The following is an 18,934-nucleotide window of genomic DNA, read 5'->3' on the forward strand; positions in this document are numbered from 1 at the left end:
AAGGGACCCGCGGTGCGGTGCTGCGGGGACTAGCCGCGGTGGAAAAGAGTTGCTTCGTCATCCGGGTTCTCGGATGGTATGAAGCAGCTCTTTTTTTGTGCCGTTAGGCACTTTCGAACGCATGTCGTACGCTTCTTCGTACGAATTCAGGCGTTGCACTCGCATGTAGACCTCCTCGTACGCTTCTTGGCTCGAAAAACCGCATTTGGCTCGGATGTAGACCTCCTCATGCGCTTCTTTGCTCGAAAACTCGCATTTGGCTCCTATGTAGACCTCCTCGTGCGCTTCTTGGCTCGAAAACTCGCATTTGGCTCTCATGTAGACCTCCTCGTGCGCTTCTTGACTCGAAAACCCGCATTTGGCTCGCATGTAGACCTCCTCATACGCTTCTTGGCTCGAAAAACCGCATTTGGCTCGGATGTAGACCTCCTCATGCGCTTCTTTGCTCGAAAACTCGCATTTGGCTCGGATGTAAACCTCCTCATGCGCTTCTTAGCTCGAAAAACCGCATTCTGCTCCGATGTAGACTTCCTCATGCGCTTCTTAGCTCGAAAAACCGCATTCTGCTCCGATGTAGACTTCCTCGTGCGCTTCTTTGCTCGAAAACTCGCATTTGGCTCGCATGTAGACCTCCTCATGCGCTTCTTGGCTCGAAAAACCGCATTCTGCTCCGATGTAGACCTCCTCGTACGCTTCTTTGCTCGAAAAACCGCATTCTGCTCCGATGTAGACCTCCTCTTGCGCTTCTTGGCTCGAAAACTCGCATTTGGCTCTCATGTAGACCTCCTCGTGCGCTTCTTGACTCGAAAACCCGCATTGGCTCTCATGTAGACCTCCTCGTGCGCTTCTTGGCTCGAAAACTCGCATTTGGCCTGTATGTAGACCTCCTCGTGCGCTTCTTGACTCGAAAACCCGCATTTGGCTCGCATGTAGACCTCCTCATAAGCTTCTTGGCTCGAAAACTCGCATTTGGCTCATATGCTGCCACCTACAATCCTCTTACTAACCTCCAATATTCTATGAGCGGTATCCAGTACCCCACTTAAGCTAAATTCGTGGATTTCCGCTCAATGAACGGTAACCGGCACCTCTCCTCAAGCTAAATGGCTCTATTTCGTCCAAGGAACGATAACTGGTACCTCACATTGCGATCGCATCCAATAATGTGTGGTTCTGGGGACTACTCTTGGACTACTTTTGGTGTTTTCTCGCCAATGTGTGGTTCTGGGGACTACTCTTGGACTACTTTTGGTGTTTTCTCGCCAATGTGTGGTTCTGGGGACTACTCTTGGGCTACTTTCGGTGTTTTCTCGCTAATGTGTGGTTCTGGGGACTACTCTTGGGCTGCTTTCGTCGCTTTCCCACCATTGTGGCGCTCTTGGGGTTACTCCGTCGTGTGCTATTTCCTTCGTTTCCACGGCAAGCAAAGTGCGAAAGTGAGCGGTTGTGCGGATTGACACTCATTTTGCCGATTGGATAAGATAGCTGAGTAAGGGTTGTGGGAAATTGTGTAAGAGTCTACGTCTGATTCACCACTATGGAGAGGATGTGTTCGCTGTTGTCAGGACTACTCGGCAATAAAGTCATTACGCAAATCGGCATACTCGTTAACGATATCGACAAAGTGAGTCAGGCTTATGCGGATTTTTTTGGGATTGAGAAACCGCAGGCCATCATTACGGACACGCTGGATAAAGCGCAGACGGAATTTAACGGTGCTCCTACTCTTGCTCGGGCTAAGCTTGCTTTTATCGATATGGGCTCCTTGCAGCTTGAACTAATCGAACCGGATGAACATCCGAGCACGTGGCGAAATTATTTGGACGAGCATGGTGAGGGGCCGCATCATATCGCTTTTGAAATTGAAGGCATGAAAGAGAAGATTATGCTGCTGGAGGGTAAGGGTTTCCCGCTTCAGCAAAAGGGTGAATATACAGGCGGACGGTATGCTTATATCGATACCATTCCGGCACTGAAGGTGCTCGTGGAGCTGCTCGAGAACGACAAATAGGAGTGATCAATGAGCATGAATATACTACTAACTGGCGCTAGTCGCGGACTTGGTTTAGCGATGGCCGCCGAAGCACTAGAGCGCGGACATGCTGTTATTGCCGGGGTTCGCGATGTGGGCAGCGAGAAGCTGGCAGCTCTCGGGGCAGCATATGGAGAGCGACTTACGATCGCTGAGCTCGATGTTGCCAGCGAAGAGAGTGTGGCTCAGTTGGCTTCCACATTGAAGCGTGAAGGCCGAACACTCGGCGCAATCGTTAACAACGCAGCCATACTCAATGCGCGCAACACTCAAATTGAAGAGCTCGATATGAACGATGTCGCGCAAGCATTCGAAATTAATTTGTATGGGCCTATGCGGGTGGTGAAGCATTTTCTGCCTCTGCTTACGGAGGAGAATGGCGCGCTTCTAAATATCTCTTCCGAAGCAGGCAGCATTACGAACGCCTATCCGGGAGACTACCCCTACAGCATCTCGAAGACGGCGCTCAATATGTTCTCGCAGCAGCTTCATCGCTATTTGATGAATCGCCCTATTCAGGTGCTCAGCATTCACCCCGGCTGGATGAAGACCGATATGGGCGGCGAAAACGCCCCGACCGACCCACGTGCCAGTGCCCGCGGCATCGTGGACTTATTGGAGCGTCGCATAGTCCCGGAAGCGCTCCGTTTTCAATTCGTGGACTACACAGGCAAAGAAATGTCGATCTAGCCGGAAGGAGGGATGCACGCTTCAGTAGCGCATCTCTCCTTATGGGGACAATGTTGCAAAATGTGCAGCATTATTGCTCAGTATGATGCTGATTTCTTGAAATGCTGCTCAAAAAGCAAGATTTCGGCGCACGAGCAGGCTTATTCGGGGATAAGGCCATGGAATGTTGCAGTTTAAGCAACAATGATGCTGGATAATCGATAAAACAGCTGGAATGTTGCATATTCCGCAACAATTGTGCCGCGTGTGTTGAGAAGGCAGTTTTAGTGAATTCTAATGGCCAATGCGACAAGCTACGCCGCGGGTTCTGCCGCGGGTGAGAAAAAAAAGCCTCTGCAGCTACGGCAACTTGCCGTCTGCAGAGGCTTTTCTTATGTTTTCGACTGGAGCGCAGCAACGCCTTCCGTTGCATCGGCGGGTAAGGCGGCATCCGCCGTTCGCTCATCGCCGCTCCACAGCTCCTGGAAGGTCGCGCTTGTGCGCAGCAGCTCTTCGGCTGTGCCTTCCGCTTCGATGCGGCCGTCCTTCATGACGATAATATGATCGGCATGCGTCAATGCCGCTCTGCGGTGCGAAACGACCAAGCAGGTCGCGTCGCCTCTGCTCTGGAACAGCCGCTCCCACAGCTTCTGCTCGGTCTCGACGTCGAGCGCACTCGATACGTCGTCGAACACATAAAGCTGTGCGTCGCGCACGAGCATGCGCGCGGCTGCCGTCCGCTGCATCTGTCCGCCGGAGAGCTTCACGCCGCGCGGGCCGATCATCGTCTCCAGGCCGTTCTGCAAATGGTCGAGGTCATACTCCATCACGGCCGTATGAATCGCCTGCTGCAAGTCATCCCCTTGCTCCTGCTGTCCGAGCAAAATATTGTTGCGCAGCGTATCGCTGTACATACGAGGGATTTGGGCCGAATATGCACTGTTCGACGGGGTGAAGAAGGCCCCCGAATCGTGAACCGGCTTCCCATTCCACGTAATCGTCCCTTCATCCTTCGGCAGCAACCCCAGCAACGTGCGGACAAGTGTGGTCTTCCCGGAACCGATTGCGCCGGTCACAACGGTGAACGATCCGCCCTTCAGCGCGAGCCGAATGTCCTCGATCCCTCTGCCCGTCTCCGGAAACCGGTAGGTTAAACCTTCGACCTCCAAAGTACGCAGCGGCTCACTAACAGCATTATCAGCCTCTACCTTCACCGCTGCCGCTGCAGTATTCTCCTTCATCGCGCTCCCTTTACCGAGCCGCAGGCCTTCCTTCAGTATAAGCACACCAGCCGGCGCGCCTTGAAGCAGCCCCTTTAGCCGATCCAGTGCTACACCCATCTGCTTGAAATACGTGATGAATTTGCCCACATTCGTGATGATTGAGGTAACGAACGTCAAGTAGTAGACAAACAACGAGAAATCACCGACGGTGAAGGTACCTCCCCGCAGCTTCTGACCAGCCAGCAGGAGGATGAGTCCGATGCCAAGGTTCACGGAATTCGTAAAGATGGAATCCAGCGCCTCGCCCATCAGCTTATCCTTCAGCATCGTTTGGCGCCTCGTATCATTAAACTTCCGGAACCGCTCAATGACACGTTCTTCAGCGCCTGCAATCTGAATGGCCTGCACATTGCCGAACATCTCGCTGATCGCCCCCGTCACATGAGAAGTCGCTTCGCGACTCGCCGCGCGGTACTTCTGCAATCTTGAGGTCGACAGCTGCGCAACCGCAATAACGATAACGAGCGGCACGAAAACCAGCAAGGTCATTTGCGCGTCGATCCCAATCAGAATATAGCTGGAAACCAAGGCGAAGCAGGTCATTCCGAACACATCGACCGACCAGCTGGCCGCTTCCTCGGACTGCTCCACGTCATCGCGGAAATAGCTGATCGCTTCTCCCGGCGAACAAGGAATCGCACGGGCACCGGGCTGCTTCAGCACATGCTTCAGCATATTGCGCCGCAGCATCATCCCCATGCGGAAGCGAAAATTAACGTCGGTTATAAACCCGACAATGATTAGAACAATACGTGCAAGAGCCGCAGCGAGCAGCAGCGCGATGATCCCCCAAGTGCCCATCTTCAGCGAAGCGTCTCCCGTGAGCGAATCGAAGAACTCCTTCGTGATGAGCCCCGGTATAATAGGCACCATGTAAATGACCGTCCAGGCGGTCGCATTGATGACGTAACGCCATGTCCGGTACGTAATGAGCCCCATCAGAAATCGAAAAGTCGTCATACGAGCACCTCCTCAAGGCCGGTTGCCAGCATGGCACTGAAACGCGATGCCGGATCGGCTGCAAGCGCTGTTCTGCTGCCTGCTTCGATGACGCGGCCGTTCTCGAGAATCAGGATACTGTCAGCACGTTGTACGGTAGCCAATCGATGCGCAATGATAATACAAGAGCGGTTCGCAAGCAGCGTGCTAATAGCCTGCTCAATGCGCTGCTCCGTCATCGGGTCAAGCCGCGAAGACGCCTCATCCATAATGACAAGACCCGGATTCGTCAGAAACACACGGGCAAAAGCGAGCAGCTGCGCTTCCCCCGCAGAGAGACTTCCGCCGCCGGAGGCGAGCCTGGTGTCCAGCCCCTCCGGCATCGCCTCATACCAGCTCGTTAACCCTAGCTGATGTAGGACGGCTATGATTTGCTCATCCGGTATCGAGTCATCATAGAAGGTCAGATTATCACGGATCGTGCCCTCCATAATTTCAATCGTCTGAGTAACCATGGCCACACGGTTGCGAAGCTGACTTAGCTTCAGCTCGCGGATATCCGTCCCACTCAAGGAGACGCTTCCTTCCTGCGGATCGTAGAACCGAAGCAGCAGCCGGGCAAGCGTCGACTTCCCGCTCCCCGTCCGGCCGAGCAAGCCTAGCACCTCGCCGGGCTTCAAATCCAGAACCAATCGGTCAAGCGTAGGCTCGCCCGTACCATCCTCGTAGCTGAAGGTGACTTCATCAAACTTCACACCGAGCGCACCCTCTGGAAGCGTTGCACCCGGTCCATCCACAAGAGCAGAGTGCGTCTCGAATAAAGCGCGAATACGCGATATGCTGGCGTCCGCTTTCTGCAAATCCTCCATCTGCGTGCGAATCTTCTCAATCGGCTTTGCAAGCAGCTCTGTATAGTAGAAAATCAAATACACCGTACCAATCGAAATAGAGCCTGCCTTCCATAGATACGCACTAATAGCGAAGGCCATCGCATTCCCTAAAGCAAAAACAACGATGGTCGTGCTCCACATCGCGCCAAAACCAAGAAAAGCCTTAACGCGAAGCGGCAGCATCCGCTGCAGCATGCCGTAGAAGCGATTCATAACGAATCCTGATGCCCCGTTGGCCCGAATATCCTCCGTTCCTTCCAGCTGCTCGCCGATGAATCCGTACATATCGGCATTCGCTTGCCGCCAATCCTTCCACAGCGGTGCTGCCATCTTCCGTATACGCTGAATGACCAGAATGGCCAGAAACACAAACACCGTCATGCCTGTGCCGATCAACCAGCTTTCCCGAAACAGCAGAACCAAGATGCCCACCATCAGCAAGAAATTACCGACCAGATTAATGATCATGCTGGAGAAGAAATTCGCCAGCGCATTCACATCACCGTCTACCCGTTCAATAATAGCCCCGGATGTATGCGTCTTATGAAACGGCATATCCAGCGACAAGCAGTGAGCAGCCAAGTCGCCGCGCAGCACATTGGTAGTTTTCCAGCCTACGTTCTCACTGAAGTAGGTGGCTGCGACCGATACCGCCCCTTGCGCAAGGGAGAATCCAATAAACAAACAAGCTGCGATAAGAAGCGGCTTCATACTGCTTTCCGATTGTGCGGTATCAATAAAGAAGCGAATAATTTGAGGGTTGACGAGCTGCAAGCCAATCGATAGGAAGAGCAATAAGGCAAGGCCGATTAATGTCCGCTTCTGCGGGAGCAGATAGCGCCGGAGCAGCTCCGAATATTGATTGCGCGATACGCGCGGTAAATTCATTCCAGTTCCCCCTAATTTTAGAACAAACGTTCTGTCCTACGACTATACCATAATTAGGATGCACTTCGAAACAGAATAAATAATAAAAAGCCGCTTCACCCTTCTCCTCATTAGAGAGACGGCAAACCGGCTTTATTACAGCACAAGTGCATGTTATACGTTACGTGTTATCCATCAAAATTATACGTTCAGCGCTTCCTTCAACTTATCCGGCGAGCGGTCCCACCACTCCTGATTGTTGGTGACGAGCAGCTTCTTGAGCGCCGCTCTCTCTTCGGTTCCAAGCTCGTCGAGCACGAACCGGCGCTTGATCGCATAATCCAGGTTATTCACGTGCTGCGCAAGGATCTTCCAGCCTCTGCGTGCTTCTGTGTCCACCAGCATCGGGCAAGCGGTTGCCCCTGCATAGAACGAACCTTCTTCATTGCGATCAACGGCTACCCAGACGATCCAGCACAGACGGCCGTTAGGCACATCTTCCTTGTTCGTGCTGAATTTGATCCCTTTCTCGATCTTGCTCTTCGCATGCATCGCACCTACATCAATGTAAGCCTCGCCGTTATCGATCATGACGCAGGATACGCTGCTGAGGTCAATCGTCCCTGCACCAAAGCCTTTATGTTCCTTATTGCTCACCACGTTCAAAGAGAGAGACTTCTTCTCTTTCTTCTCCACGGGCTGTTGATCTTTCTCTTGATCACTCATCTTACGCTTCAACTCCCATCTAAAAACGCTACGATTCCACGTCCGGCGCGGTTTCCGCGCCTGTCCGCACATTAATTCCATTTTAGCTAATAATCTCGGAAAAGCAAACATATACATGCTTTAGATGCTTGTCAACGGGAGGGAATCTTTCAATGAATCCACGTCACGCCAAACGTTTTCTACTCTTTGCCCTCGTCGCCGTGATTCTGGGCTTAACGGCAAGGCAAGGGTTCGGAGATGCCTGGGTTTCGCAATATACATATGCCTCCGCTCCTGCCAAGAAAGACACGGCGCCGAAGCCTGCTGCTCCGTCAACCGCGCCGGAGCCCGATATTGTGATGCAGCCAAAGCCGGTAGCGCTCAGCAAAAGGGTTACGGAGTACCACATCGATGTGAAACTCCAGGAGAATACGCACATGTTGGTCGGGGAGCAGTCTGTCACATGGACAAACCCCGGCAGGCAGCAGGTGTCCGAGATGTATTTTCATCTATACCCGAACGCCTTCCGCTCCAAAGACACGACCTTCATGAAAGAATCCGGCGGTCAGCTCCGCAATGATAAAGCGACCTCGGACAGCATCGGCTATATGAACCTGCTCTCCCTAGAGACGACCGAAGGTTACAGCCTTCTTCCGCGTCTGCATTACGTGCAGCCCGATGACAGCAACCCACATGATTTAACGCTGGCCAAGCTGCGGCTGCCGCAAGCTGTCGCACCGGGCAAAAGCGTCACGCTTCGTATGAAATTTGAGGTCAAGCTTCCGGAAGTGTTCGCGCGGATGGGCTACTCCGGCAACTTCATCATGGCGGGCCAGTGGTTTCCGAAGCTTGCCGTGTACGAAACTGCAGGCACACGCGGCCGAGCCGCCGAAGGCTGGAACATTCATCAGTACCACGGCAACTCGGAATTTTACAGCGACTTTGGCATCTACAGTGTGAAAATCAACGTCCCGGACAGCTATAAAGTAGCGGCAACCGGCTTCCAAACCAAACCTTCCGTCGTGGCAGCCGGCCGCAAAACCTACCAATACTACGCCGATGATGTGCATGATTTTGGCTGGTCGGCCTCACCGGATTTCGTCTATTCAGAGGAACCTTTCTCCACAGACGGCGTTCCGGGTGTTCGTATCAAGCTGTACTTGGATCCGCTGCACGCCAAATTCAAGGATCGCTACATGCACGCAGCCAAATCAGCACTCTCCAAATATGCACAATGGTATGGCGCTTACCCCTATACCACCCTCTCTGTCGTAGTTCCGCCTAAAGGCGGCAACGGCGCAGGCGGGATGGAATATCCGACACTCATTACTGCATTTGCCGCAGAGAACGAGAATCCCGGCTACGATCTGGAGCGAACGGTCGTCCACGAGATCGGCCATCAATATTGGTACGGCATGGTCGCTTCCAATGAATTCGAAGAGGCTTGGCTCGACGAAGGTTTCACCTCCTATGCCGAGGACAAAGTGATGGAGAGCGAATACGGCGTGGAGCCGAATTTGCCGGTGGAAGCAAGCTACATGACGAACCCTGCACCGCTGAAGCAGCTTTCCTGGTCCTACCACAGCAACAATCACTATGCCGAGAATGTATACATGCGCGCGAAGCTGGTGCTCTTCGGCATCGAGAAGCAGGTCGGCGCCCAGACGATGCGTAAGATTATGCGGACTTATTTTCAAAAATATAAATTCAAGCATCCTTCCACCGCCGACTTCCAGCGTGTCGTGGAGTCCGTAACGAAGTCCAAGTGGAACGACTACTTCAGCCATTTCGTGTACGGGGATGCCATGTCCGATTACTCGGTCGCTTCCATTCATGTACGTCCAGTGAAACAAGGCAATGAGACGCAGTACGAATCGGTCGTACTCATCAAGAAGACAGGCGGCAGCTCCGGGCCGGTGTCGGTCGTGTTCCATTTTGCCGACGGTACGCTGATGCCTAAAGTGTGGGACGGCCAAGAAACCCACATTCAATATAAAATCGTCCACTCCTCCAAGCTGCTGTGGGCCGCCGTCGATCCGCACAACGACAACGTGCTCGACAACAAACACATCAACAACTTTATGAAAGCCGAGCTCGCAGAGAAATCACGCACACGCTGGAGTGTCGGTGTTTCCAAGCTGATTGAGAGCATCTTTGCTTGCATCGCATGGTGAAGCCTAGCAAAAACTTTCCGGGAGGTGATGATAAATGAGAACGCATCTGAAGCAAGGCTGGCGACTGACCGTTAAGCACTTCTACATTATCATTATGCTGTTTCTATATGAGCTGATATGGGGCTTCTTCCTCTATCGAACCATTGAAGGGATAACCGTGCCGCTTCTAAAAAGATTCCCGGACAGCATCGGCAGCAGTGGTACAGCCGTTCAGCTCTTCATGACGGAAGCACAGTTCCAGCTCATCAAGACCGATCTGATCCGCCCCTATGTCTGGCTCTTCTGCGGGCTGCTGGCCGGGCGCATTGTGATCACCCCTTTCCTGAATGCAGGGCTGTTCCACTCCCTCCATCATGTAACGGACGAGAACGGCACGAAATTTCTAAAAGGCATCCGCGCTGCTTGGAAGCCGGTTGCGCTGCTCTACTTGGTGGAAACAACACTCACGCTCCTGCCGGCCATTTGGCTGCTGCCGAGGGCATTAACGAAACTATTAGGAAGCAACTCGCTGCTGGAGTTTGCACAGCAAGCCGGTCCGTGGGCGGGTGCTTGGCTCGCTTGGGCGGTTCTGATCCACCTGCTCTTCCTCTCCATGCAGTTCGGGGCAGTCGCCGGAACCGGCGCCCTCCGCTCCCTATGGACATGCATTGCGAATTTCCTGCCTTTCGCCGGTATTTCGCTTCTAATGTGGGCAATTGGAGCCGCGCTCAGTATGACCATTGCTTCCGTATCGCTGCTGTGGGCAGGTCTGCTGGCGCTCATCCTGCATCAAGGTTACCAGTTGATCCGAACCATCATGAAGGTATGGACGGTAGCCGCCCAGTACGATGCTTGGCAGTCGAAACAGGTCTAATCCATGCATGGAGGCCGCCCATCATGTCATGTTCATGACAGTGGGACGGCCTCCTTTTTCACTAATTACTGGCATATTAAAGACAAACTCCTCGGGTAGAGCGGGTTTTTTTGACATGTGCTTCATTTCAAGATGAGACATGCTTTGCACGGTGGGCTGATCGCGGGCGAGCCCCATAAATCGCCGAAACTAGCGGCCACTATACGAAAGTGAGAGATAAAAGGTTGCATTCTAATAATTTTAATTTGTGAACAAGTTGTGAACTAGGGAGGAGAAGGAAGAAAATGATCGAATAATTATGCCTAGAAATGAAAATTTTGCCGAATTCCCATCACGGGAAACGGGGGAACCATCTTGGGTGAATTGATCCCGACATCCGCAAAGCAAGACGCGGCATGCCAGAGGTGATCATAGGGAGCCTTCAACCGAACCCCACAGCTAACCTCGTAGGCACTGGAAGGAGTTTCCCGTTTTGAAAAAGCTTTCTGCACTTTTGATCGGACTGGCGATGCTTCTACTTTTTCAAACAGGAAGCGTTTTCGCGCAATCCAAAATGGATGGGGTCATCTCAGATCTGATCGGTACACCTTATGTGTACACCGGTACTACAACGAAAGGGTTTGACTGCTCCGGATTCACCATGTACGTGTTTAATAAACTCGGCGTGGATATCCCGCATGCATCCCGTTCGCAAGCACAGCTTGGCAAGAAAATCGCGAAAGCGGATTTGATCGCCGGCGACCTCGTATTCTTTAATACGACAGGAAAAGGAATCTCGCATGTTGGCGTCTATGTTGGCGAAGGCAAGTTTGCACACTCCTCCACCAGCAAAGGTGTAACCATCAGCGCACTGAGCGATTCCTACTATTCCAAACGGTATGTTACAGCACGCCGCGTGATGAGCCCGGAAACGTATGAGAAATACGCGGACGAGCCTACTGACGTTGCAGATGGCGGCGGCGACGAGTAAGATTGATTATTGCACCTGCCTAAGGTGCCTGTGTGAGCACAAAAGAAGCCGCAGCTGTTCGTCCTTCGGGACAAGCACCTGCGGCTTCTTTTGTTCTATTCGATGGTATAATCGGCATTACCGCCTTAAGTAGCGCACCCACCAGAACGTTCGGCCAACCTGGACATCGAGCTTGCTGCCGAGCGGCGCAAACAGATCATGCAGCTCAATCGGCGTCGCACAGCCCTCGCTTCGGCGGTCGGCCATGACGACGATCGCGCCTGAGGCAAGCCGCTCATGCCAGGCCTCGAGGAAGTGCTGACGCTCCCCCGCCGGCAGCTCGCCGAGGCAGAAACAAGCCAGCCCCGCATCGAACGTATCGGCCACTGCTTGGAGTTCCTCTTGACGGACCGCCTTCGTCACCGGCGTCGTCAGTCGCGGCGTTCTCGGTCCACTCACCCGCAGTACGCGCCGTCCCGCCAACGTATCCGTTAAACCAACCTCAAGCTTCTTCCACTCTGCTCGCCGACTCTCTATGCTGTCCCGCCATCCTGCCATCCCGGATTCCTCCTTTTTTCTAAGCTTATGTGACGAAGCTTAACAAATGACCGATTTTTAGCAGGTTAGAGCGGCGAGGACTGTCTAAAGAGGAATCGATTGACTCATGATGAATAGTAGGATGATAGAGGTGGGGAACGGCGCGTGCGGTTGGCGCGGCGGGGAAGGCGATGGATTGGTGGAGAAGGCAGACGGAGAACGTCGACGGATTGATGGCTGGTGCCGTGGAGAAATGCGTGGCGCGTCGGCCGGGGCCGAGAAGGTCATTTCATTCGGTGGAGCTGCTGTTAGCCGGGATGACGCTCCGGTGCCGGGGACAGCGACAGTGGTTGCAGGCTAACGAATCGTGGAGGTCTTATTTTAGGGGAAATCGATACTTTTCGATTCTAACGAACCCTAGCGGTCTTATTTAGGTGAATATGGATGGAAAAGGGCTATTTCAGTCCAAATAAGACCTGTAGGATTCGTTAGAATTTCAAATTGCGTTATTTGGCCGAAATAAGGCCTGTGGGATTCGTTAGAATTAATAATTGAGTTCGTTTGCAGATATATGGGCTCTGGATGGCGCGTTCCAGTGAAACTAACCAGCTGGCGGTGTCTTTTGGAGATGAAATTATACATTTTGAGTACTTGAATAGAAAAGGAGCTTCCGCTATGTCACTCTCATCCCCCGCGCTCGCGGGATTTCATAAGACGCTGGCCGGTTGGTTCTGGCATACTTTCGGCGAACCTACCCCTGTCCAACTGGAAGCATGGGCCGCCATTGTGGAAGGCCGTCATACGCTGATTGCCGCGCCAACCGGATCGGGCAAAACATTGGCTGCACTGCTGCCATGTTTGAATCGCCTTGCTCAGCGCAAGCTGGCTGCTGCTGCACGGGGTAAAACCCTGCCACCCGGTGTGCGTGTGCTATATATTACGCCTCTTAAGGCGCTCAACAATGATATTCAACACCATTTGGTCGGATTTATGCAGGATATTGAACGGTTTGAGAGTGAATCCGGAGAGGCTGGCGGCGACACGGCCGAAGCATGGCCGGGCATCCGCTCCGCGGTGCGGACCGGCGATACGCCTTCTAGCGAACGGGCGCGCATGGCTCGGCGCCCTCCCGACGTGCTCGTGACAACGCCGGAGTCCCTCTACCTGCTGCTCACCTCGGACAAAGGTCGCACAATGCTTGGAACCGTCGAGACCGTCATCGTCGACGAGATCCACAGCCTTGCCGGCGACAAGCGCGGCGCGCATTTGTCGCTCTCGCTGGAGCGGCTGTCCGCGCTCGCGGCTCAGCCGGTGCAGAGGATCGGCGTGTCGGCGACGCAGAAACCGCTGACGCGGGTCGCGCGGTTTCTTGGCGGCTGGGAGCCGCAGGCAGGCGCTGGGGTTGGCGCGGCGGCGCAGCATGGCGAGCTTGGAGCGAGTGCGGACGGCAGCGCGGCGGCTCTGCATGGCGAGCTTGGAGCGAGTGCGGACGGCGGCGCAGCGGCGCAGCAAGGCGAGCTTGGAGCGAGTGCGGACGGCGGCGCGGCGGCTCTGCATGGCGAGCTTGGAGCGAGTGCGGACGGCGGCGCGGCGGCTCTGCATGGCGAGCTTGGAGCGAGTGCGGACGGCGGCGCGGCGGCGCAGCATGGCGAGCTTGGAGCGAGTGCGGACGGCGGCGCGGCGGATGCGGAGCCGGTGCATCCGCTCGGCTACGCGCGGCGCCGGGTGGTCATCGTCGAGAGTACGATGACCAAGTCCATTGAGGTCCGGGTCACGATGCCGGACCTCAGCCGCCCTGCTCGCACGCGCGATGGCGTCTGGCAGCCCATCATCGAGCGGATGATGGCGCTGATGGAAGGCGCACGCTCCGTGCTGCTGTTCGTGAACAGCCGCCGCATGTGCGAGCGGCTCGTGCTGCGGCTCAACGAGCACGCGGGCTACGAGCTGGCGCGCGCGCATCACGGCAGCCTCTCGCGCGAGCGGCGGCTTGAGGTCGAGCGCATGCTCAAGGCCGGCGAGCTGCGCTGCCTCGTCGCCACCTCCTCGCTCGAGCTCGGCATTGACGTGGGCCATGTCGACCTCGTGCTTCAGGTCGACTCGCCCAAAGCGGCAGCCGCCGGCATTCAGCGGATCGGACGCGCCGGTCACGCCGTCGGCGATGTGAGCCGCGGCTTCATCATCGCGCGATCGCGCAGCGAGCTGCCTGAGGCGGCAGTGCTCTGCCGTAACATCGGGCGGCGTGACATCGAAGCGATCACCCTGCCGCGTGAGCCGCTCGACGTCTTGTCGCAGCATATGACTTCCATCGTAGCGGCGGAAGATATCAGTATCGATGCATTGTACAGGCTGATAATACAAAGCGAATGTTTCCGCGGCTTCCCACGAACGCGATTGGAGGCTGCGCTCAAGGTATTGTCGGGATTTTATCCGTTCGCACGACCTCTAGTGGAATGGGATCGAGCCACTGACACGCTCCGCAAAAGGGCCAATACATCCATGGCCGCTATTACCGGCGCCGGCACGATTCCGCAAAGCTCCGCTTATCCCGTTCATCATGCAGACAGCCGTACTCACTTAGGCGAGCTTGATGAAACTTATATAGCAGAAAGCCGTGTCGGAGACGTCTTTCAGCTTGGAACCAGCTCTTGGATGATCAGCAGCATCGAGAACGACCGCGTATATGTCCAAGAAGCACCGAATCGCTTCAGCGAGATCCCGTTCTGGCAGGCGGAGAACGCCAGCCGAAGCGTGGAGGTCGGCATTCAGCTTGGTCATTTTCTGGAACAGCTATCCGCAAGGCTGGCTTTGGACGACCCAACGAACAAAAGCGATCCCGAGCTGGCAAGAAGAAGGGAAGACGCCACCATTGACTGGCTCGATGCAGAATATGGGCTCGATCATTATGCGGCTTCCGAGCTGATTGGGCTCGTCCAATCCCAGCATCATGCGCTTGGGCTGCCCACCGAGCGGCGAATCATTATCGAGCATTATCGCGATCTGATGAACCAGACCCGTATCATTATCCATAATCCGTTCGGCAGGCGTATGAACCGAACGTGGCTGCTCGCCATCGAGCGGCAATTTCAGCGGCTCCTGCCCTACTCGATGTACGGCAACGCCAAAGACAACGGCATCGAGCTGGTCGTGCCCGATTGGGACGCCTCCTGGCTGCAGACGCTGTGGCAAATTACGGCGGACAGCGTGGAGTCACTTCTCACAGAAGCGATTACGGGCTCCCCGTTTCTCGGATTATCTTTCCGTCGTATCGCAGAGACGTCGCTTCTCCTCTCCCGCAGTTTCACGCGTACGCCGATGTGGCAGAAACGTCTGCGCTGCGAAGAGTTGTTGAAGCAATCGCTCCCTTATGCCGAGCAGTTCCCTTATCTTGAGGAGGCCATGCGGGAATGTCTGCATGACTACCTCGATACGAATGGGTTAAAACAACTGCTGGAGTCGATCACCGCAGGTCAAATCGAGGTGCTGGTCAAAGAATCGCATGCCCCATCACCGTTTGCCGTTCAATTTCTCGCCGACTACGCCAATATGATGCTCTATGAAGGCGATGGCCTGAGCGAAGCGACACAGCTCCAACTGCTTAGTGTGAGCAAGTCGCTGGCAGGACAGCTCTTCGGAGAAGAGGCCGTTCAACGGGCGGTCGATCCCGGCATTGCTCAGCAGGAGCAGGAGCGACTGGAAACCGGTGGCCGACAAGTTCCCGCAAACGCCGAGGAGCTGTATATGCTGCTCAAACAGCGCGGCGATTTGTCGACCGAGGAACTGACTGCCATTGCCGGTAAATCCGTACCGGGATGGCTGCAAGCTCTACGCGATGCAGGTCGTATCGCGGAGCAACCGTTCGGCCGCGGACAGCGCCGATGGATCTGCGCGGAGGAGCAGGACATGTACGACGCGTTCCCCAAGAGCGAAAGCGCCATCGCTTTTATTGCCGGTCGCTTCGCAGACCACCGGCTTTCTTTCAACGAGGTAGAGCTGCGTGAGCACTACCCCGATCTTTCGCCGGCCCAGGCCGCTCATATCCCTGAGGTGCTGCTGCAGCTGGATCGAATCGAGCCTGCTCCTTTCGCCGATGGTGAGGAAGAGCGGATTTGGACGAGCCGCACCGTAGCCAAACGACTAATCCGACTGACAATGGAGCAAGCGCGAAAACAAGCCGAGCCGATCGCCCCCATTCGCTGGTGCGCTCATATGTCCATGCTCCAGCACGCTCTCTCGGGTTCGCAGCTAAGCGGAATCGACGGACTGCGCATGGTTATCGAACGGTTGCAAGGCTTCTTCTTGCCTGCTTCGCATTGGGAATCCGTCCTGTTCCCTTCCCGTGTGATCGGCTATCGAAAGGACGACCTGGATTTGCTCTGCGCCTCCGGTGAAATCATCTGGATCGGCCGCAAAGAAGAGAACGAGAAGGAAGGCAAAATTGCCTTCTTCCTCTCCGAGTCCAAGCCTCTCTACGCACCGGTTATCGCACGAGCTGTCCAAGCTGCCAACAGCACCAAGCATCCCCGCCTGCTTGCGCTGCTCCAGGAAGGCGGGGCCAGCTTCCTGACTAAGCTGAGCCGCGATTACGGCAAAGTGCCGTCCGAGCTGCTGACAGATCTGCTCGATCTGATCTGGGAGGGCACGGTCTCGAACGACCAGTTCGCGCCGCTCCGCCTGCAGCTGCAGACCAAGGGCAAGCAGCTCGCACGCACCGGCTCCGGCCTTGGGCGCTGGTACTGGACAGGCCCGCTCAGCGAGCAGCCAGTCTTGCCCGTCACGCCCGACCGACCAGCCGTAACTATGCAGCCCGTTCGGCCGGCTCCGCCTGCTATACCGGCTCAGCCCGCTCCGCTCGGCCAGGCCGGTCACCCTGCCGAGCCCAGCCAGCACGCCGAACCAACCGGCTCCGCCCAGCTGCGCTCCGTTTCCTCCGAGCTGTCGGAGTCGGCGCTCCACTGGACGCAGCATCTGCTGGACAGCTACGGCATCGTGTCCAAGGACCTCGTCGCCCAGCTCTCGCCATTCAGCTGGGAGGAGCTGCTGCCGATGCTCAAGCAGCTGGAGCAGTGGGGCGTCGTAACCCGCGGCCTGCTGGTGCAAGGCGTGCAAACCTTGCAGTTCGCGCGCCGCGAGGGAATCGCTGCGGTCCGCCAGCCGCTGCCCGGCCAGGACAATGCCGCCGTCACGGTCCTCGCCGCTACGGACCCGGCCAATCCGTTCGGCCTCGCCGCCGATTGGCCGAGCGTCCGCGGCACCGGATTCGCTCGCAAGAGCGGCAATTACCTCGTGCTGCAGCACGGGCAATGGCGCTTCTGGCTCGAAAATAACGGCCGACACATCGTCGACCTATCTGCTTTATCGACTCCGTCTGACGCGGCCTCGCCAACTGGCAACGCCGCCCGCGCAGCCGAGCTCAAAGAAATCTTCCGCATGCTGCTTCGTCAGCACGGACTCAGCAAAATCAAGATCGACCGCTGGAACGGAGAGCCGATAACCGAATCGGCAGCCGCCCAAGAGATGCTGCGCGCCATGGGCGCCGAGCGCGACAATCGCTCCCTTGTGCTGTGGCCGAGCAACCTTCGTTGACACATGCAGCCTCTCTTTCGCAATCGAGCAACCTTCGTTGTCACATGCAGCCGCTCTTCCAGCAACCGAGCAACCTCCCCATAAACAAACAGCCTCTCTTCCTGCAAACCTATGCTGCAGGAGAAGAGGCTGTTTTGTTATGGAAATCGGTCATATTTTCATATCGTTCCTCTCTCCCATATATGTTATGGTGGAAATAATCTACCACGTGAGGAGCACTGGAATAAATGTCTCGGTTAGTCTATCTAGGTTGTTTCGCTTATCTCGTTGTCGGGCTCGGTCAATTGGTCATCGGCGCTATAATGGAACCGATGGTTCACGCCTATGGCGTACAATATGGCGATGGCGGTCAACTCGTCATGCATCAATTTCTTGGGGGAATGGCAGGCATTCTGTGCGCACCATGGCTCATCGGGAAGATTGGCAAAAAAGCGGTGCTGCTGTCCGCCATCGGCTTCATGACCGTAGCTGAATTTCTATACACCATGCTGCCGCCATGGTGGGTTATGCTCACGATTGCGCCTTTTGCCGGGGTCGGCCTCGGCATGACGGAAGCCGTTGTGGGGTCCTTTATTATCGGAGCATCCGGGGCGAAAGCCAACACTGCGATGAGCCGCGTGGAAACCTTTTTCGGCGTCGGCGCTTTGCTTATCCCGTTCGCGGGTGCAGCCTTAATCGAGGCCGGTTATTGGAAACTGTCCTTTGGAATCGTCGGCGTGCTCGGTGCTGTCACCTTCTTACTATGGTCGATCTGGTGGCCATCCGTTCTGGATCAACCCGCTTCTTCAGCGGGAAGCGCCGACCATGAAGCCCATGCGGGAGTTGCACCCAAGCTCACATCACGTTCTCTCGTTATTCTTACAGCATGCGCGATATTCTTCATTGTTTATGTAGGTCTTGAAATGAGCTATATCCACTATCTGCCATCCCTGCTTGTACAAACGAACGGTCTGGTGGAGTCGTCAGCTACACTCGCGCTCAGTCTCTTCTGGGGTGCGATGGTCATCGGCCGCTTGGTTTCCGGGCAAATCGCCGATCGCATTGGCGGTTCGGCCTACTTGATCGGGACTTGTATCATTACTTCCGTTCTATTCATACTCATGACCTTGTTCACCGGCGCATTACCGGCATTCGTGCTTGCTTTTGTCGTAGGACTCACGATGTCAGGCATGTTTGCGATCGCACTTGTATTTGCCAATCGGGCAACGCCCGGCAGGACCGAGCGGACGACCAGCCTGCTCATGGCTTGCGGCGGTATTGGCGGCGCGCTGCTGCCCAAGGGAACCGGCTGGTTCCTCGACCAGCATGGTCCGGAAGCCGTTCGCTGGTTATTCGCAGGTACGGCGGCATTGATGCTGCTTGTTATTCTCTGGGCTTCCCTTTCATCTCGTCGATCTGCTTCAACGACCGCTTCTGTCCTTATGACGATGCACAAATAATACGCAATACCGAC

The 18,934-nt window shown here is 55.4% G+C and carries 14 protein-coding genes and 1 riboswitch; of the genes, 8 read left to right on the forward strand and 6 right to left on the reverse strand.

Annotated elements, in window-relative coordinates; translation table 11 throughout:
- Positions 1–57 precede the first annotated feature (57 nt).
- A complete protein-coding gene (locus tag AC0YN4_RS26060; protein ID WP_475837163.1) occupies positions 58–318 on the reverse strand; it encodes a hypothetical protein in 261 nt (86 codons plus the stop codon).
- Between the two features lie 225 nt (positions 319–543).
- Positions 544–777: a hypothetical protein gene (locus AC0YN4_RS26065; protein WP_475837164.1), complete on the reverse strand. Its 234-nt coding sequence runs from the start codon at positions 775–777 to the stop codon at positions 544–546.
- Positions 778–1,555: 778 nt separating this feature from the next.
- Here AC0YN4_RS26065 and AC0YN4_RS26070 point away from each other — a divergent pair.
- Positions 1,556–2,011 carry a VOC family protein gene (locus AC0YN4_RS26070; RefSeq protein ID WP_475783851.1) on the forward strand — a complete coding sequence of 152 codons (456 nt, stop codon included), beginning with the start codon at positions 1,556–1,558 and terminating at the stop codon, positions 2,009–2,011.
- Between the two features lie 15 nt (positions 2,012–2,026).
- Positions 2,027–2,722 (forward strand): SDR family oxidoreductase, encoded by a 696-nt coding sequence (locus AC0YN4_RS26075; RefSeq protein WP_475837165.1) that lies wholly within the window; start codon positions 2,027–2,029, stop codon positions 2,720–2,722.
- Between the two features lie 371 nt (positions 2,723–3,093).
- Here the strand turns inward: AC0YN4_RS26075 and AC0YN4_RS26080 are convergent, their stop codons facing one another.
- The 3 genes from AC0YN4_RS26080 to AC0YN4_RS26090 all read right to left on the reverse strand — a co-directional run bounded on the left by AC0YN4_RS26080 (position 3,094) and on the right by AC0YN4_RS26090 (position 7,406).
- Positions 3,094–4,944: an ABC transporter ATP-binding protein gene (locus AC0YN4_RS26080; RefSeq protein WP_475837166.1), complete on the reverse strand. Its 1,851-nt coding sequence runs from the start codon at positions 4,942–4,944 to the stop codon at positions 3,094–3,096.
- Positions 4,941–6,701, reverse strand: coding sequence for an ABC transporter ATP-binding protein (locus AC0YN4_RS26085; RefSeq protein ID WP_475837167.1), 1,761 nt, complete (start codon positions 6,699–6,701; stop codon positions 4,941–4,943). Before AC0YN4_RS26085 ends, AC0YN4_RS26080 begins: the two co-directional genes overlap by 4 nt.
- 180 nt (positions 6,702–6,881) lie before the next feature.
- Positions 6,882–7,406, reverse strand: a complete 525-nt coding sequence (locus AC0YN4_RS26090) for a YwhD family protein (RefSeq protein ID WP_090986009.1) — start codon at positions 7,404–7,406, stop codon at positions 6,882–6,884.
- Between the two features lie 152 nt (positions 7,407–7,558).
- On the opposite strand from AC0YN4_RS26090, the gene AC0YN4_RS26095 reads away from it, so the two are divergent.
- The 3 genes from AC0YN4_RS26095 (at position 7,559) to AC0YN4_RS26105 (ending at position 11,382) form a co-directional block, all read left to right on the forward strand.
- The gene (locus AC0YN4_RS26095; protein ID WP_475837168.1) at positions 7,559–9,559 is read left to right on the forward strand and encodes a M1 family aminopeptidase; all 2,001 of its coding nucleotides are present in this window, start codon (positions 7,559–7,561) and stop codon (positions 9,557–9,559) included.
- 34 nt (positions 9,560–9,593) lie between these two features.
- Positions 9,594–10,412 carry a hypothetical protein gene (locus tag AC0YN4_RS26100; RefSeq protein ID WP_475783820.1) on the forward strand — a complete coding sequence of 273 codons (819 nt, stop codon included), beginning with the start codon at positions 9,594–9,596 and terminating at the stop codon, positions 10,410–10,412.
- Between the two features lie 308 nt (positions 10,413–10,720).
- Positions 10,721–10,880, forward strand: a riboswitch (cyclic di-AMP (ydaO/yuaA leader).
- Between the two features lie 4 nt (positions 10,881–10,884).
- Positions 10,885–11,382 (forward strand): C40 family peptidase, encoded by a 498-nt coding sequence (locus AC0YN4_RS26105; protein ID WP_475783819.1) that lies wholly within the window; start codon positions 10,885–10,887, stop codon positions 11,380–11,382.
- Positions 11,383–11,499: 117 nt separating this feature from the next.
- Here AC0YN4_RS26105 and AC0YN4_RS26110 read toward each other — a convergent pair whose 3' ends face one another.
- Positions 11,500–11,919, reverse strand: a complete 420-nt coding sequence (locus AC0YN4_RS26110; protein ID WP_475783818.1) for a hypothetical protein — start codon at positions 11,917–11,919, stop codon at positions 11,500–11,502.
- A gap of 106 nt (positions 11,920–12,025) precedes the next feature.
- Between AC0YN4_RS26110 and AC0YN4_RS26115 the strand changes: the two genes are divergently transcribed.
- The 3 genes from AC0YN4_RS26115 (at position 12,026) to AC0YN4_RS26125 (ending at position 18,920) form a co-directional block, all read left to right on the forward strand.
- Positions 12,026–12,259, forward strand: a complete 234-nt coding sequence (locus tag AC0YN4_RS26115) for a hypothetical protein (protein WP_475783817.1) — start codon at positions 12,026–12,028, stop codon at positions 12,257–12,259.
- A 314-nt stretch (positions 12,260–12,573) separates the two neighbouring features.
- Entirely contained in the window at positions 12,574–17,481 is a 4,908-nt protein-coding gene (locus AC0YN4_RS26120; RefSeq protein WP_475837169.1) for a DEAD/DEAH box helicase, read from the forward strand.
- Positions 17,482–17,708: 227 nt separating this feature from the next.
- Positions 17,709–18,920: an MFS transporter gene (locus AC0YN4_RS26125; protein WP_475837170.1), complete on the forward strand. Its 1,212-nt coding sequence runs from the start codon at positions 17,709–17,711 to the stop codon at positions 18,918–18,920.
- Positions 18,921–18,934 lie beyond the last annotated feature (14 nt).

This window comes from Paenibacillus sp. J22R3 (assembly GCF_056269305.1).

Coding starts and splice junctions, on each gene's coding strand:
- AC0YN4_RS26060 (WP_475837163.1), bottom strand. CDS start 318: ATGAGAGCCAAATGCGAGTTTTCGAGCCAAGAAGCGCACGAGGAGGTC.
- AC0YN4_RS26065 (WP_475837164.1), bottom strand. CDS start 777: ATGAGAGCCAAATGCGAGTTTTCGAGCCAAGAAGCGCAAGAGGAGGTC.
- AC0YN4_RS26075 (WP_475837165.1), top strand. CDS start 2,027: ATGAATATACTACTAACTGGCGCTAGTCGCGGACTTGGTTTAGCGATG.
- AC0YN4_RS26080 (WP_475837166.1), bottom strand. CDS start 4,944: ATGACGACTTTTCGATTTCTGATGGGGCTCATTACGTACCGGACATGG.
- AC0YN4_RS26085 (WP_475837167.1), bottom strand. CDS start 6,701: ATGAATTTACCGCGCGTATCGCGCAATCAATATTCGGAGCTGCTCCGG.
- AC0YN4_RS26090 (WP_090986009.1), bottom strand. CDS start 7,406: ATGAGTGATCAAGAGAAAGATCAACAGCCCGTGGAGAAGAAAGAGAAG.
- AC0YN4_RS26095 (WP_475837168.1), top strand. CDS start 7,559: ATGAATCCACGTCACGCCAAACGTTTTCTACTCTTTGCCCTCGTCGCC.
- AC0YN4_RS26100 (WP_475783820.1), top strand. CDS start 9,594: ATGAGAACGCATCTGAAGCAAGGCTGGCGACTGACCGTTAAGCACTTC.
- AC0YN4_RS26110 (WP_475783818.1), bottom strand. CDS start 11,919: ATGGCAGGATGGCGGGACAGCATAGAGAGTCGGCGAGCAGAGTGGAAG.
- AC0YN4_RS26115 (WP_475783817.1), top strand. CDS start 12,026: ATGATGAATAGTAGGATGATAGAGGTGGGGAACGGCGCGTGCGGTTGG.
- AC0YN4_RS26120 (WP_475837169.1), top strand. CDS start 12,574: ATGTCACTCTCATCCCCCGCGCTCGCGGGATTTCATAAGACGCTGGCC.
- AC0YN4_RS26125 (WP_475837170.1), top strand. CDS start 17,709: ATGTCTCGGTTAGTCTATCTAGGTTGTTTCGCTTATCTCGTTGTCGGG.